The organism is Synechococcus sp. A15-60 (genome assembly GCF_014280095.1).
GTDB lineage: Bacteria > Cyanobacteriota > Cyanobacteriia > PCC-6307 > Cyanobiaceae > Synechococcus_C.
The window spans coordinates 1,443,971-1,458,071 of the sequence record NZ_CP047933.1; the positions used below are offsets into that span (position 1 = coordinate 1,443,971).

15 protein-coding genes and 1 tRNA gene are annotated in these 14,101 nt (G+C 55.9%); 8 read left to right on the forward strand and 8 right to left on the reverse strand.

Annotation, left to right across the window (positions count from 1 at the left end; genetic code table 11):
- Positions 1 to 89: 89 nt before the first annotated feature.
- Positions 90 to 1,082 carry a M23 family metallopeptidase gene (locus SynA1560_RS07940; protein WP_186468809.1) on the forward strand — a complete coding sequence of 331 codons (993 nt, stop codon included), beginning with the start codon at positions 90 to 92 and terminating at the stop codon, positions 1,080 to 1,082.
- 128 nt (positions 1,083 to 1,210) lie between these two features.
- Here SynA1560_RS07940 and SynA1560_RS07945 read toward each other — a convergent pair.
- Together SynA1560_RS07945 and SynA1560_RS07950 are read right to left on the reverse strand one after the other, a co-directional pair.
- A tRNA-Met gene (locus SynA1560_RS07945) sits at positions 1,211 to 1,284 on the reverse strand.
- Between the two features lie 51 nt (positions 1,285 to 1,335).
- Positions 1,336 to 1,629 (reverse strand): hypothetical protein, encoded by a 294-nt coding sequence (locus SynA1560_RS07950; RefSeq protein WP_186468810.1) that lies wholly within the window; start codon positions 1,627 to 1,629, stop codon positions 1,336 to 1,338.
- Between the two features lie 151 nt (positions 1,630 to 1,780).
- Between SynA1560_RS07950 and SynA1560_RS07955 the strand changes: the two genes are divergently transcribed.
- Entirely contained in the window at positions 1,781 to 2,374 is a 594-nt protein-coding gene (locus SynA1560_RS07955; RefSeq protein ID WP_186468811.1) for a peroxiredoxin, read from the forward strand.
- A 50-nt stretch (positions 2,375 to 2,424) separates the two neighbouring features.
- On the opposite strand, the gene SynA1560_RS07960 is transcribed toward SynA1560_RS07955, so the two are convergent.
- The gene (locus SynA1560_RS07960; RefSeq protein WP_255476881.1) at positions 2,425 to 5,235 is read right to left on the reverse strand and encodes a UPF0182 family protein; all 2,811 of its coding nucleotides are present in this window, start codon (positions 5,233 to 5,235) and stop codon (positions 2,425 to 2,427) included.
- Entirely contained in the window at positions 5,232 to 7,094 is a 1,863-nt protein-coding gene (gene ftsH / locus SynA1560_RS07965) for an ATP-dependent zinc metalloprotease FtsH (protein WP_186500046.1), read from the reverse strand. The genes SynA1560_RS07960 and ftsH overlap by 4 nt, the downstream gene beginning before the upstream one ends.
- Before the next feature lie 87 nt (positions 7,095 to 7,181).
- Between ftsH and rpmF the strand changes: the two genes are divergently transcribed.
- Positions 7,182 to 7,358, forward strand: coding sequence for a 50S ribosomal protein L32 (rpmF, locus tag SynA1560_RS07970; RefSeq protein ID WP_186468813.1), 177 nt, complete (start codon positions 7,182 to 7,184; stop codon positions 7,356 to 7,358).
- Here the strand turns inward: rpmF and SynA1560_RS07975 are convergent.
- From SynA1560_RS07975 to SynA1560_RS07985, 3 genes are read right to left on the reverse strand one after another with little or no spacing between them, the layout of a single operon-like run.
- Positions 7,322 to 8,308 carry a kinase gene (locus SynA1560_RS07975; RefSeq protein ID WP_186468814.1) on the reverse strand — a complete coding sequence of 329 codons (987 nt, stop codon included), beginning with the start codon at positions 8,306 to 8,308 and terminating at the stop codon, positions 7,322 to 7,324. The genes rpmF and SynA1560_RS07975 overlap by 37 nt on opposite strands.
- Complete coding sequence (locus SynA1560_RS07980; protein ID WP_186468815.1) at positions 8,298 to 8,636, reverse strand: DUF565 domain-containing protein; 339 nt, start codon at positions 8,634 to 8,636, stop codon at positions 8,298 to 8,300. Before SynA1560_RS07980 ends, SynA1560_RS07975 begins: the two co-directional genes overlap by 11 nt.
- Positions 8,633 to 9,406, reverse strand: a complete 774-nt coding sequence (locus tag SynA1560_RS07985; RefSeq protein WP_370523137.1) for an HAD-IA family hydrolase — start codon at positions 9,404 to 9,406, stop codon at positions 8,633 to 8,635. Before SynA1560_RS07985 ends, SynA1560_RS07980 begins: the two co-directional genes overlap by 4 nt.
- A gap of 70 nt (positions 9,407 to 9,476) precedes the next feature.
- On the opposite strand from SynA1560_RS07985, the gene recJ reads away from it, so the two are divergent.
- Entirely contained in the window at positions 9,477 to 11,369 is a 1,893-nt protein-coding gene (gene recJ / locus SynA1560_RS07990) for a single-stranded-DNA-specific exonuclease RecJ (RefSeq protein WP_186500048.1), read from the forward strand.
- The gene (locus SynA1560_RS07995) at positions 11,366 to 12,730 is read left to right on the forward strand and encodes a chloride channel protein (RefSeq protein ID WP_186468818.1); all 1,365 of its coding nucleotides are present in this window, start codon (positions 11,366 to 11,368) and stop codon (positions 12,728 to 12,730) included. Before recJ ends, SynA1560_RS07995 begins: the two co-directional genes overlap by 4 nt.
- Here SynA1560_RS07995 and psb30 read toward each other — a convergent pair.
- The gene (gene psb30 / locus SynA1560_RS08000) at positions 12,709 to 12,840 is read right to left on the reverse strand and encodes a photosystem II reaction center protein Ycf12/Psb30 (protein WP_255443041.1); all 132 of its coding nucleotides are present in this window, start codon (positions 12,838 to 12,840) and stop codon (positions 12,709 to 12,711) included. The genes SynA1560_RS07995 and psb30 overlap by 22 nt on opposite strands.
- Positions 12,841 to 12,951: 111 nt before the next feature.
- On the opposite strand from psb30, the gene SynA1560_RS08005 reads away from it, so the two are divergent.
- From SynA1560_RS08005 to SynA1560_RS08015, 3 genes are read left to right on the forward strand one after another with little or no spacing between them, the layout of a single operon-like run.
- Positions 12,952 to 13,323: a YkgJ family cysteine cluster protein gene (locus SynA1560_RS08005; protein ID WP_186468819.1), complete on the forward strand. Its 372-nt coding sequence runs from the start codon at positions 12,952 to 12,954 to the stop codon at positions 13,321 to 13,323.
- Positions 13,320 to 13,649, forward strand: a complete 330-nt coding sequence (locus SynA1560_RS08010) for a TMEM165/GDT1 family protein (protein WP_186468820.1) — start codon at positions 13,320 to 13,322, stop codon at positions 13,647 to 13,649. The genes SynA1560_RS08005 and SynA1560_RS08010 overlap by 4 nt, the downstream gene beginning before the upstream one ends.
- A 40-nt stretch (positions 13,650 to 13,689) precedes the next feature.
- Positions 13,690 to 13,995 (forward strand): TMEM165/GDT1 family protein, encoded by a 306-nt coding sequence (locus tag SynA1560_RS08015; RefSeq protein ID WP_186468821.1) that lies wholly within the window; start codon positions 13,690 to 13,692, stop codon positions 13,993 to 13,995.
- Positions 13,996 to 14,101: the final 106 nt, after the last annotated feature.

Below are 14,101 nucleotides of genomic sequence, written 5' to 3' on the forward strand. Positions count from 1 at the left end.
GCTCTTGCACCAACCTGTTCCGCTCGCTACTTTCAGCCCGATCCCGGGTTGTGGCGGCTTCTTCGGGATTGTTCCTCACGCTTTGTTTGATGAAGCCACTGCTCTTCGTAGTCACCGCTCTGACCTCAAGCAGTGCCCTTTTCGTGGTGTCGCAGCTGTCTGGCTATGCAGATCCACAGCATGTTCCGCCTCCGCCTTTGTTAACAGCGCTGACCACAGCTCCCGAATACATTTGGGTTCCTTTGGCTGCAGACAGCGAATTGAGCAGCATTTCCAGAGCATTAGACCTCTCGCTCAACGAACTCGCTGAAATCAATGACAAACCATCCAGAACGCTCCTGAAGGCGGGCACATGGATTGTTTTGCCGAAATCCAGCCAGGATCAGGTTCTGCTCTCAACTCGGTTTGAGGGAGACAACCTGCGGACTACAGCTCCACTGAGCGCGCCACCAACCCTGCAGAACGCCGTTGAAAGTCATCCGAATCACAGTCTTGCCAGCCTGGTGCGCGACCACGGCATCTCCATTGAAAAGCTGAGGAGCCTGAATCCAGGCATCGAGCTCAGCAAGCTCACCATCGACAGCAATGTTCCTGCAGCCAACGCGCAATCTCTCCTCGCTGTTCGCCCGCTGCAATCGGGAGGGGCAAGTTGGCCGCAATTGCCGAACTTTTCCGACCTGGAAGGGTTCGGTGATAACCAGTCCTATGCGTGGCCCACAAAAGGTGTGTTTACTTCGGGCTATGGATGGCGCTGGGGCCGTATGCATAAAGGGATCGATATTGCCAACAATGTTGGAACTCCAATCCTTGCTGCGAAAAGCGGCTTGATCACGTTTTCAGGCTGGAGCAGTGGCGGTTATGGCTACATGGTGGAGATTGCCCACCCAGATGGCTCCTCGACCCGATATGCCCATAACAGCAGACTGTTGGTGAAAAAGGGGCAACTTGTTCCACAAGGTACCAAAATCTCTTTGATGGGAAGCACAGGTCGCAGCACAGGTCCACACCTCCACTTTGAAATTCGTCGTGATGGCGGAGCTGCGCTTGATCCCATGGCTCTGTTACCCACGCAGCGTGTTTGAAGCTGAGTTTCTAAGAGTGACAAATCAGAACGGAAGTTGGTTGCTTTAGGGCAGCCATTCCTTTTACATTGATACGAATTAGACGCTCAGAATTAATTGATAAAGTATCAATCAAGTCGAATAAAAAATGTCAGAGGAGAGACTTGAACTCTCGACCTCAGGGTTATGAATCCTGTGCTCTAACCAGCTGAGCTACTCTGACGATTGGCCAATTGGCCAGGCCGAATCATACATCTCGGGGTGTCCCGATCGCTCAGCGCATCTCAATCGCATTGAGTCGTTCGCGGAATGATTTAGGCGAGGACTGCTCGGCATGATCATCAACGAGGGATACGCGCCCATCGGGAATTGCATTGGGACGGCGTTGCTGCCTGACAGGCTGTCCCCGATGGGGGCGTGCCTTGAGCATCAGAGCCCTTGTTTGTGGATCCCGCTCCAGAGGCTGGGTGCTGAGCTCACTGCGCACCTGGTTGAGCAAACGGAAGTGCCCAGTACTGCTGAACTTCCTGAGAAGAGCCGGATCCCAGGACATCGAGGATTGAATCATCGGTGTACTTTAAGAGTCGATGGTGCGATCCAAAGCAAGCAAGACCACGCAATCGCCCAAGCAGCCGTGATAGCTTGATATGTGCAAGTGGAAGTCGGAACGACTACGTCCTAGCTCCGTTCGCTTTCCTGCCAACTTTCGCATCACCAACATGTCCTCGCTGCGCGTGGGCCAACAGGCCCCCGATTTCACAGCCACAGCAGTGGTTGACCAGGAATTCAAGGAAATCACCCTGTCTCAGTACCGCGGCAAGTACGTGGTCCTGTTTTTCTATCCCCTGGATTTCACCTTTGTGTGTCCCACGGAGATCACCGCCTTCAGCGATCGCTATGCGGACTTCTCCAGCAAGAACACTGAGGTTCTCGGCGTGTCTGTCGACAGTCAGTTCAGCCACCTGGCATGGATTCAGACCGCCCGTAACGAAGGCGGCCTCGGCGACATCAACTATCCCCTCGTCGCTGATCTCAAGAAAGAGATCTCCACGGCTTACAACGTTCTTGACGAGGACGAAGGTGTCGCTCTTCGCGGCCTGTTCATCATTGATCCCGATGGTGTGATCATGCACGCCACAATCAACAACCTGCCGGTGGGCCGAAATGTTGATGAGACATTGCGCGTTCTTCAGGCATTCCAGTACGTGCAATCCAATCCTGACGAGGTCTGCCCCGCCAACTGGACGCCTGGTGAAAAAACCATGAAACCTGATCCTGTCGGAAGCAAGGAGTTTTTCGCAGCAATCAACTGACTTGAACACTCAGCGATAGTGTGACGAGGCCCATTTCGATGGGCCTTTTTTTATGGATTATCCGTCACCACCATGCTGCGATCATTCAGCAACATAACAAGCGCTGAATCGAGATCACTAGCCATCGCCACTCTGCGTCCATTACTGACAACGACTCGAGCCAATGTAGGTAGTCCACCTAGCCTGGCTTTGATGTATATGGGCTCGACATACAACAGTGAATTGCCAACTGGGAGAACCAGTAAATTTCCCTGAATCACCTGCGAACCAGCACGGTCCCATAGACCGAATTGTGAACTAATCTGAGGATCCTGATTGATCAATGCTTGCACCTGCTCAGGACCAAACGTTGGAACATCACTCGGGAATCGAATCAACTCGAGCTTTCCGTAGTTTTCACCGTCACTTCGTGCTGCTAACCATGCTGAGAGGTTGGGTCGAGCCAGTGGCGTTAAAGGCTGCAATAACAAGAATTCAGATTCATCACTGGATGGAAGCTGAGCCGTAATGTGGTATGGGGCAACAGGGATTTGATCGGATCCATAAAGTTCTTTTGGCACTTGCCACACATCATCCCCGTTGTAAAACGTTCTTGGATCGGTTACGTGATAACGGAGGAGTTGCTGCACCTGAAGCTCAAATTGAACTTGCGGAACCATGAGATGTGATTTCAAAATCCTTGGCATTCCATCCAATGGTTGAAGCAGATCAGGAAACAAGCGTGCCCAGCCCTGAATGATTGGGTCATCAGGTTCACTGACGTAAAAATGAACGGAGCCGTTGTAAGCGTCCACAATCACTTTCACTGAATTACGCAAATATCGAATCGGACGCCCGTCTGGCAATATCGATGCATAGGGCAGTGTTCGTGATGAGGTGTAGCCATCCACAATCCAATATTGATGCTGATCTTGTTGATAACCCTCAGCACCGTCCTCGAGAGGAACCGACACCAGGTAGGGATCACCCATGAAGTCGAGAAAGGGTGCCAGAGCACTGACGCGTTGCTTGACATCACGTCGCAGCTGCAGACGTGATTCCGAGTTCAATGAACCCGTGCTTAACAGGCGCGGTTCAGCGAGATAGATCGATGCAGCAACACGCTGCCAGAATTGACGGAGAGGAACTCCAGCCATTCCGGAATAGTGATTGTAAGTATTCTTGTCTCCCTCCGGATAATCAAATTCTTCAATCTTTGAGGGTGCAATCGCGTAGGGCGAGGGCAGAGTCCCAAAATAAAGTGCTGCACGGCCAATTGGAACTTCGCGTTTGACATCCTCTCGCGTAATCCCCAGCGTTTCATTTCCTTCAATCTGTGTGGACCGACCTAAATCGCTGATGAAATAGGCCGGTAGGTTGTCAGGATCACTGATATTCACAGGATTGAGGGTGAACCCGAATCCGTGGGTGAACACGAAATGCCTGTTTTGCCAGGTTTTGGAGCCAGCGGGAAGAGCAGACTGGTCGAGTTCACGGGCCGAAATAATCACTTGTTGATTTTCAGCTCGCTCTGCACTGAGGGGGTAGCGGTCAACTGACGCATTTGCGAATTGGTAGTAAACACGGAGTTGCTGGAGTTGTCGGTTGGATGCAAGGAGAGGTTGACTGTCCCAAAGGCGAATATTCTCAAGTGTGCTTTCTCCTTTTTCCAAATCTTGGTTGGTTAGCTCACGATTGGGCCTGAATTCAGATGATTGAATTGCATCCAATTGATAGCCATACCTCGTGGACTCAATGGCCATATTGAGATAAGGCGTCTCGAGCCTCAATTCGCGTGGTCGAACCACCATCCATTGAAGAGCTGGAGCCAGCAGAAGTTCAGTGATCAGTGCTGTGCAGGCAAGACCAAAGAACGTGATCCTCAACCCTCTGCGATGTCGATAAATCGTGTTAATCCAAGGCAGGTAAGTGAACGCGAGAAGCACTAGAAGTAGCGAAACCCCAGCACGCAAGGGCAGTACAAGGTGAACACCCACCCAACCGGCTCCAGCAAGGAGTCCGCTCTGGGTCCAGAGCAACTGGTGGCGCGACAACCACACCAGTGCGGCCAGCACCAACATCAGCAGAGCGAACGCTGGTCTGAGCAGTTGACGTTCACGGGAAGTCCACCCAGGAAAACCCCAATCGCTCAGACAGGGTGACCGTGTCAAACGGGTCCACAGCGATGTGCTGAGGGTGAGAAGCAGCAGGATGAGCGACAGCTCCCCTGCGAGGGCGAGAGCAGAAAAGCGTCCCAGACCAAAGCTCAAATCCGCACCCAGAACAGACTCAATCCGGCCTGAATCGGGAATCGCAATGGCTAGTGCCCAAAGTGCCCAACTACGCGCGGCAACGAGACACACGCAGACACTTCCGTAGAGGAAAGCGAGGCTCAGGCGACGAATTCGCGTCAACCCGAGAGTTACGAGCAGAAGCAACAGAATGCTGAGGCTCAGCGCTGGCCATCCCGGATCGAAGGGGACGCTCCACCAGTGCCCGAGATGCATCGGGTCCGTCCAGGCCAGCCATGCGAGGCGAGTGGACACTCCCAACACGGCCAACAGAACGATCAGACAGGCCAGCAACGACAACGTGTAAGTGCTGCCGCGCAGGGTCGGAATGTGCCCCTGCGGCGTCGGCACATAGGCACGCATCCAGTGATGTCGCCACGTGGCGCAGACGCAAACCAGCAGAAGAGACAACGCACCACCGATCAGCTGATAAACGAGCCGCTGGGTGTACAGATGCTCGAGCTGAAACTGTGCAAACCAGGCCTTTTCAACCAGAAGTCTGGCCAGCAGCCAGACAGCAGGAATGAGGAGAAGCGACCAACGCGCCAATGCTCCTGACGACTTTTGAAGGCCTTGATTCAGCCGGCTCAAGCCTTAGCTGGCAGCTGATCCAGGCTAAGGCGATCCGCCGTGGCGTCGATCCCTGCCAGTGCATGGAAACGATCCGACTGCAATGTTTCTTCCTCGATCAACGCCTCGACTAAGCGGTCCATCAGTTCCCGTCTTGGCGTGAGAAGAGCGATGGCCTGTTGCAACGAATGGCTCGCGAGTTCACGGATCCGCTGATCAATCTCCCGTCCGGTGCTTTCTGCGTAGGCCTGACGTGTCTGCATGAGATCCCGACCCAGAAACACCTCCTGGTCTTGCCCTTCCAGTGCAACAGGACCAAGGTCTGAGAACCCGAATCGCGTCACCATCTCACGAGCAAGTTGAGTGACCATTTGCAAATCACCGCTGGCTCCTTGCGTGACCTCGGAATCTCCAAAAACAACGATCTCAGCGGCACGTCCGCCGAGGGCCATCACCAATCGTGCCTGCAAATAGGCCCTGGTTACGAGGCCTGAATCGATGATTTCTTCATCGGGGAAAAAACGCGTGAATCCCCCAACACCTCCGCTGCGTGGCAACAAGGTGACCTTGTCGACCGGATCAGCATGAGGAGTCAAGGCTGCCACCAGGGCATGACCGATTTCGTGATATGCAATCAGTCGTTTTTTGGCTCCGTCCTGCAGAGGTGCAGCAGTCAGCCCCATGGTGATCCGCTCAAGCGCTTCCTCTAATTGCCTGTTCCCCAGAAAAGACACTTCATGCCGCGCAGTCAGGATCGCAGCTTCGTTGAGGAGATTGGCCAAATCAGCGCCTGAGAATCCTGGCGTACGCCGAGCCCAATCAGCCAGCGACACCTCATCACTTAAGGGTCGCGTTCTGGCATGGACAGACAGGATCGCTTCTCGACCGCGACGATCCGGCAACCCCACCTGGATGCGCCGATCAAATCGGCCGGGACGCATGAGTGCCGTATCGAGCACATCCGCTCGGTTGGTCGCGGCAAGCAAGATCACGCCGGAATTGTCTGCGAACCCATCCATCTCCGTTAACAGCTGGTTCAACGTTTGTTCGCGTTCGTCATTGCCCCCACCGATGCCTGCGCCCCGCTGACGGCCCACGGCGTCAATCTCATCAATGAACACGATGCAGGGTGATTTCTCCTTGGCCTGCCGGAACAAATCCCGGACACGGCTAGCACCGACACCCACAAACAGTTCAACAAACTCGGATGCTGCAATGGAGAAAAATGGAACCCCGGCCTCGCCAGCAATGGCTTTGGCCAAAAGCGTTTTACCCGTACCTGGAGGCCCTACGAGCAGCACTCCTCTAGGAATGCGCGCACCCAACTTGATGAATGTTTCGGGCTGCTTGAGGAAAGTCACCACCTCCTGCAGTTCTTCTTTGGCCTCGCCGATGCCAGCCACATCCTCGAATCGAACACTGACGTCGTCTTGAGCGCTGGTTCGAGGCTGACTGCGACCAAACCCCATGGTTTTGTTGGCCACTTGTGCAGAACGGCGCAACAGCAACGAAAGCCCGATCACGATCAGAGCGACCAGAGCAAAATTGCCAGCAAGACCTGCCAGTGCCTGTTCTTGTCGCACATCCTTGACGTTGAGCGGAGTCCCGGAGGCTTCAGCAACTCGGAGAATCTGCTGGTCGTTCGCCAGGATTGGAACCGTGACTTTCCGACCGTCAGAAAAGGTCGCAATCACTTCTCGGCGACCTGGAATCAACACCAAGTCTTGAACGGATCCTGAACTGATCTCCTTCAGAAGTGTGCTGTAACTCGGGGGAGGTTCAGGTCGAAACCTGGACAAGGGATTGCTCAGGCGCTCTTCAGAAGCGGCTTTGGATGCTGGAACACCCTGATCTAACTGGGTCGGCTGCTCTGGGCTCACACAGCTGCTGCGTTCCGCAAAGACTAGCGATTTGACGAGTGGGCTCTTGGAGGTAGATCATGGCTGTTTGGCAGAGATCCGCCCGCGATGGCCGTCCCGAAGAAGAAAACCTCGAAAAGCAAGCGCAATCAGCGCCATGCGGTGTGGAAGGCCAAAGCTGCCACCGCGGCACAGCGTGCTCTATCCATCGGTAAATCCGTGTTGAGCGGTCGCGCGCAAGGATTTGTTTATCCCGTCGCTGAAGCTGACGAAGCCGACAGCTGATCCTTTCTTCGGTGGATCTTTTCAACACTTCGGGAGTTGCTGAGATCCACCACCACATTGGCTTGGTCAAGTTGCTGCAACCAGGAAGAGGGCAGAGCTTTTTGCACCATGCGGTTGAAATCAGAGAGATCACCTGAGCTGTAATCGACTCCGCTTTGGCGTCTCAGCGTGATGAGTTGCTCTTCTTTCCATCGTGATGACGCATCCGTTCGTGATGATCGGAGATGCCAGAGGTCATCGAGTTGGGCCCAGATGGTCGAGTAGTGGTGCAACGCATCGATCGCTTGCGGTCTCCAAACTCGTTCAGTTTCTGAAAGACCTTGATCCTCCAGTTGCGCTGGTGTCTTGTGAGCGGCAACACCAAGAAACCAACCTTCAAGCAACACAACATCCGCTTCAGCAGTCGTGGAGCCTCTGCGATCACCGCGTCCTTGACGCAACGCTTTATCAAATCGTGGCGCTGAGATCACGCTAGATCGACGCCATTCACGCAGAGCATCGTCCATGGTGATGAGGTCATGACTTCCAGGAAGGGCCCGAGGAACCCGCCATGGATTTCCTGCCATGCTTCGTTCGAGAGCCTCTGCAGGCCAATAGAAGTCATCAAGCGAAAGGTGTTCCACACGCCAGCCCAGGCGTTGCGATGCAGTCTTTGCCCAGCTGCACAGCGTCGATTTTCCACAGCCGGGCAAGGCACTCACACCCAACAGGGTGGGACGCCCTGAATGAACAGCGTGTTCAATCCTGCTCAGGAGCGGCAGAGCGAGGAAAGCCACCCATGAATCATCCACGGGAACAGGCCATGCCTCCCGCGCCAATGACAAACCGCCCAGCGCCTGCCACCGATCACCCCAGGCATGAATCGAAGACGACCCCAGTGAATTGACAAACGTCTCAAATCCCTCAGGGGCTGGATGCGGCAGCCAGGGAATCGGTTGATTAAGACCCAAGCTTGAACGCCTCCAAGACGACGGCGTACACAGTTCCAATTCGGAGGTTATCCAAAGCAAGCCAAGACAACGGCCAAGGTTCTTGTTTGACGTTGCTTCTGAGCCTCACCATCACTTCGAGGATGACCACCATGCCCAACACCGCAAAAGGTCGATTGTCACCAGTGCGTTGAAACCAAAGCATGGTCACATTGCTCCCGATGATGAAACCGAACAGCAACGCCAAAACACCCACACTTCGCCGCCGCCACGGACCCACCAGGGCCTGAGCCATATGGACTCCGACCCGTCTTTGCAATTGCTCATAGCGGGTGATCTGAACCGTCATCGAAGCGGAAGTGAGAGCAGCAATTGCAGGTACTCCAGCGTGATCCTGCCTTGAGCACAAGTGGGGCCGTGATGGACGGTCGGGGCTTGCTCACCTCCGAGATGGTCAACAACACATTGCGCACATTCAGAAAACAGCTGCCAATCGTGATCCCAGGCCGAAGGGGTGATCAGACATCGAAGATTTGCGCTGCGAGCCGATTGCAGGCCAGCTGCTGAATCCTCAAGGGCCAAGGCATGGTCGGAAGACACGCCACAGAATTCCAGAGCGCGCAGATAGGGATCAGGGTTTGGTTTGTGGCGCTCGACATCATCGGCGGTGACCATGCCCTGGAAGACATCCCGCAAGTCTGTGCTCAGCGAGCGCAGCAGCGCCTCTACGGAAGCTTTCCCGCTGCTTGTCACGATCCACTGCTGCACGCCAGACGCGCTGAGCTCCTCGAGAAGATCTTGAACTCCTGGTCTGAGCTGGACGCCCCCCGATGCCACCACATCGAGGTAGTGACGTTGTTTGATCACCCTCAATCGATCGAGCAGATCGGCATCCAGGCTTTGTCCCAGCCGCTCGCTGTAATGCTGCATCCGTTGTCGACCGCCTGGAATGGACAGCAGATCGGTGTAGAGACTCTCGTCCCAGATCCAATTCAGCCCGCAGTCCTTGAACGCACGGTTGTAAGCCAGGCGGTGACCGGTCAGTTCCGTATCCGCAAGAGTCCCGTCCACATCCCAAAACACGGCTTGCAGGCAGGGCATGGCAACGGAACGAACCAATCTCAAGCTTGGTTGATCTCAACTCTGTGTTGAGGCACCACAATGCAGCCAACGATCGTGCGCAATCAGATTGGCTGGCCAGAGGGAACAGCAATGGCAACTTCCCGAGCCGATCGAGGGAGACCCTCTGCATCCGGTGGACCTACCACCAGCACTCAAAGCTGTTCTGTTCCGAAGAGGACTCCAAACCAGCGCGGACCTAAATGCGTTGCTGAGTGACCAGCCGCTTCCGGCTGCTCATGAGCACTTTCCAGAGTTGCAAGCAGCGATTGAGCGTCTGACAACGGCTTGTCATGACCATGAGGCGATCGCGATCTGCGGCGATTACGACGCCGATGGCATGACCAGCACCGCGCTGCTAATGCGGGCCTTCGCGGCGATGGGCGCCGCTCCCCAAGCCGCCATTCCCAGTCGCATGGCCGATGGTTACGGGCTGAATCCTGGGATGGTGGATGCGTTGCACTCAGCGGGGGTGCGTCTGCTCGTCACTGTCGACAACGGTGTGGCAGCTCATGAGGCGCTCGCCAGAGCCGAAGAACTCAACATTGCCGTGATCCTGACCGATCACCACACATTGCCCGCATCGCGACCCAAAGCCCTGGCGCTGATTCATCCAGCCACAACGCCCGAAGGATCTCCGTACGCAGGCCTTGCAGGGGTGGGACTGGCCTATGTGCTGGCTCGAGAACTCGCCGCCGCAATGAATAAGCCTGAGGCGATCAGAACGGCACGTGATCTGTTTTGCATTGGAACCGTTGCGGACATGGCTCCGCTCACAGGCGCCAATCGCGTCCTCCTCAAAGATGGACTGAAACACCTTCACCGCAGTCGCTGTGCCGGCGTTCAAGCGCTTCAGCAGCTCGCCGGTCTTGGCGATCGGCCACTCCGAGCAGATGACATTGGCTTTCAACTAGCGCCCAGGATCAATGCGGTTGGACGCATCGGCGAACCATCGCTTGTCGTTGATCTGCTGACGGCGGATGATCCCGATCATGCCTTTGAACTGGGGCGTCGCTGCGATGTTTTGAATCGACAGCGCCGGGAGCTGTGTGACGCCATCGAAGCGGAGGCGATTGCCCTGCTGGACAGTGATCCATCCCCCTTACCGGCATTTTTACTCTTGGCTCAGAGTCATTGGCACCACGGAGTCATCGGCATCGTTGCGGCTCGCTTGGTGGAGCGCTACCAACGCCCGGCGGCTCTCCTGGCCAGCGATTCCGATGGACTGATGCGGGCCTCGGTCCGAGCGCCGGAGGGCTTTGCGGTTGATCAAGCGCTTCAACACTGCACCGCACTGCTGGAACGCCATGGAGGCCACCCGGCTGCAGGGGGATTCACGGTGCGAATCAGTGCTGTCAGCGCCCTACACGAGGCGCTCAATGGTCTGGCGGAGGATTGGCTCAGGCATCGCGGTGACGCACTGCTTGTGGAGCCTGAGGCCCTGCTGGAACTTCAGCAGATCAACCACGCGTTTTGGAAGGATCTCCAACAACTGGAGCCATTTGGTGCTGGTCACCCCAAACCGTTGTTCTGGGCAAGAGGTTGCCGCGTTGCTGACCAGCAAGCCCTACGCGGCGGTCACCTGCGTTTGACCCTTGAACAAAACAATGTCGAACGACAGGCCATCATCTGGCGCTGGCCTGATCATGCCGTTCTTCCACAAACAGTAGATGTGGCCTTCCATCTCACGCAGAACCATTGGCGTGGCGAGACCCGATTCCAGTTGGAAGTCAAATCCTTGCGTGCTCATCACAACGTGATGGAGTTGCATCGCCCCCAGGGCCGATACCGGGTTGAACGCTTTGAGCCCGATGGCCTCAAGCTTGTCAATCCAAGCGGACAAGTTCTGGTCTGCCGGGTCAGTAAGGAGGGTGTGCTGGACAGCGACGACAGCCGTGCAGAACACCCTTACGTTGCGGGTCTGTTGAAGGAGGCCTGCGTGGGCCTCGGCTTGCGCCCATGAGTCCGGACACACGCCATGAATCCGTTCTGATTCCAGGAACGCTTCCTTATCAGGGACGTCTCCAAGGCGTTGTCAGGCATTTCTTCGGGCTGGTGATTGTTGGCGTTCTGATCGGCCTGGCCTGCCTGCCTCTGAATTTGGTTGATCGTGTTCAAGAAAAGCTCTACGCCTTCTTACCGACCACAGCGACGATCGGCTGGGGATGGCAAGGGCTTCTCATTGCGCTGATGCCTTTGCTGGTGATGCCGGTTTTGCTGCTTCTGCAGCGAGGACCCTGGCAAGCAGGCGCAGGATCGGGCATTCCATCCACCATGAATTCCCTTGAAGATCCTGCTCGTCTTCCGAAAGCGATGGCTGCGGCTGGAACCGTTCAACGTGGTGTGCTGTGGTCAATCGCCACGGTGGCGATGTTCCCACTGGGACGCGAGGGCCCCGTTGTTCAGTTCGGAGCTGCCGTGGCTCGAGCCTGCCATCGTCGATTCGGCGCCTGGTTGCCATCACTCAGCGAGCGTCAAATGGTGGCAATCGGCGGAGGAGCAGGACTCGCCGGTGGATTCAATACACCGCTGCTGGGAGCCGTTTTCATGCTGGAGGAACTGACGGCTGATTACGCCATCGTCACGATCTGGCCAGCCTTGGTAATCAGCGTGGCAGCCGCTGGTTTTTCCAACATTGGTGGTGAACCCATGTTTGGCCTAGGAGTGCTCAACATCGCTGCACCTGAAGCGGAACAACTGCTGATGGCCATCCCGATCGGGATTGTGTGTGGCCTGATCGGCGGTTTGTTCAACAAAGGCCTGGTGTTGCTGACAAGGCGTCTTGCACCGCTGGTCCGTCAACGCCCTCTTCAAACAGGGCTCTGCCTTGGAGCCGGATTGAGTCTTTTGGCCCTCCTGAGCTGGGGCACCTCGACATCCGACGGTGAGGCGCTGGTGCGTCAATTGATCGATCAAGGCATGCCGAATGCCTTTTCCGATGATCAAAAGCTGGTCAGCGGCGTGACATCCCTTTGGATCACCGTTGTTCGGGTGGTTGGACCGATGCTGGCTCTCAGCCCAGGCGTGCCAGGAGGACTGATCGATCCATCACTGACATTCGGAGCCGTTCTTGGGTACACAATCTGCGCCGTAGTCGGTGTGAGCACTCAGCTCGGCATCGGCCTGGGTCTGGCTGCAGGACTGTCGGGAGCCACACAACTTCCTTTGGTCTCGATCATTTTTTCCTGGAGGCTTGCCGGAGACCAACAGCTGTTTGCAGGTGTGGTCTTGGCCGCTGTGCTGGCCGCTTACACCGGACGCCTGGTGTGCAGGGATCCGGTGTATCACGGTCTTAGCAAGCTTCAGAGCGCGCCGCGCTTGTAGAACAGAATGAAGATCACTGCCGGACCGGCAAGTGTGATCAGGGCCAGCGCCGCGAAGTTGGCGATCAGGTGGAAATCAAGACCCATGGATGGAAAGCGGATGAGCGGCATGATGCCTGGTCAAGGCTACGGGTCTTCAAGCCCAGGTGGCTGGATCCGTGCCGTCCACTGTGATGGCTTGTCACAGCCAACACCCGTTTTGCTGAAGATCGAGGCTGTGTCATGACACGACCAACTTCCACTTGGTCGTGCATGAACCATTGCGGAGCGTGTTGCCGTCTGGCCCCAGAAGAGCGGCCTGAGGCTCTTGCAGCCTTAAGTCCCGAGCAGCGGGAGTTGTATCTGAGCATGGTTGGCCCCGATGGATGGTGCCTTCATTTCGATACAGGATCCCGGCGTTGTCGGATCTATGAGAAGCGACCTGATTTCTGTCGCGTCGATAGCCTTTGCAGCTTGTTTGGTATCGACGATGCGCATGCTGATGCATTTGCGATCAGCTGCTGCCGACAGCAAATTCGCTCAGTGCACGGCGGCCGCAGCCGGGAACTGCGTAAGTTCGAACGCCAGATCCGATCTCCGCGAACCGTGCGATGACTGAAGCCGGTAATTCTCAACGTCCAGGCTTTTCAGCGATTCTGGTGACGACGTTCACCACGGTCTTTCTCGCAGAACTCGGTGACAAAACACAGCTAGCAACTCTGTTGCTGTCAGCACAATCCGGTGAGCCCTGGCTGGTGTTTGGAGGGGCAGCTCTCGCCTTGATTTGTTCCAGCCTGGTTGGCGTTCTGGTTGGACGCTGGCTGTCCAAGGTGATTCCACCGGAACGGCTGGAACAGATGGCAGGTCTACTGATGGTGGGATTGGGACTGTGGCTTGGTTCGCAAGCGTTGCAGTCACTCCTCAAGGCATCAGCAGCCTGATGGCACCCGAATCACCACTCTCGTCCTCCACCATTCCCCAATGAATTTTGCGCTGCTGATCTCCACATTCGTCACGGTGTTTCTGGCGGAACTCGGAGACAAAACACAGTTGGCAACCGTTGCCATCAGCGGCACATCAGACCGTCCGCTGGCGGTGTTCATTGGTTCGTCGAGTGCTCTTGTTCTGGCGAGCCTGATTGGTGCCTTAGCTGGGGGATCCCTCTCAACGGTGGTGCCTGCTGATTGGCTGCAATTTGCAGCATCCCTCGGTTTCTTGATCATTGGCATCAAGCTGCTCTGGCCGATGCTGAGTGGTAATGGCTCATTGGCATCACCGGAAGAGTGAGGCTCTCTGGTTCACTTCCACCGGCCCGTAAACTGATTGGATCGTGAGACAGCGCGGTCCTTCGCTGCACGCGCTCGAACGATCCCCCCTCCCGGTCCTGAAGACC

Coding starts and splice junctions, on each gene's coding strand:
- SynA1560_RS08015 (WP_186468821.1), top strand. CDS start 13,690: ATGAATTTTGCGCTGCTGATCTCCACATTCGTCACGGTGTTTCTGGCG.
- psb30 (WP_255443041.1), bottom strand. CDS start 12,840: ATGCCGCTCATCCGCTTTCCATCCATGGGTCTTGATTTCCACCTGATC.
- SynA1560_RS07980 (WP_186468815.1), bottom strand. CDS start 8,636: ATGACGGTTCAGATCACCCGCTATGAGCAATTGCAAAGACGGGTCGGA.
- SynA1560_RS07995 (WP_186468818.1), top strand. CDS start 11,366: ATGAGTCCGGACACACGCCATGAATCCGTTCTGATTCCAGGAACGCTT.
- SynA1560_RS07940 (WP_186468809.1), top strand. CDS start 90: ATGAAGCCACTGCTCTTCGTAGTCACCGCTCTGACCTCAAGCAGTGCC.
- rpmF (WP_186468813.1), top strand. CDS start 7,182: ATGGCCGTCCCGAAGAAGAAAACCTCGAAAAGCAAGCGCAATCAGCGC.
- SynA1560_RS08010 (WP_186468820.1), top strand. CDS start 13,320: ATGACTGAAGCCGGTAATTCTCAACGTCCAGGCTTTTCAGCGATTCTG.
- SynA1560_RS07950 (WP_186468810.1), bottom strand. CDS start 1,629: ATGATTCAATCCTCGATGTCCTGGGATCCGGCTCTTCTCAGGAAGTTC.
- SynA1560_RS07955 (WP_186468811.1), top strand. CDS start 1,781: ATGTCCTCGCTGCGCGTGGGCCAACAGGCCCCCGATTTCACAGCCACA.
- SynA1560_RS08005 (WP_186468819.1), top strand. CDS start 12,952: ATGACACGACCAACTTCCACTTGGTCGTGCATGAACCATTGCGGAGCG.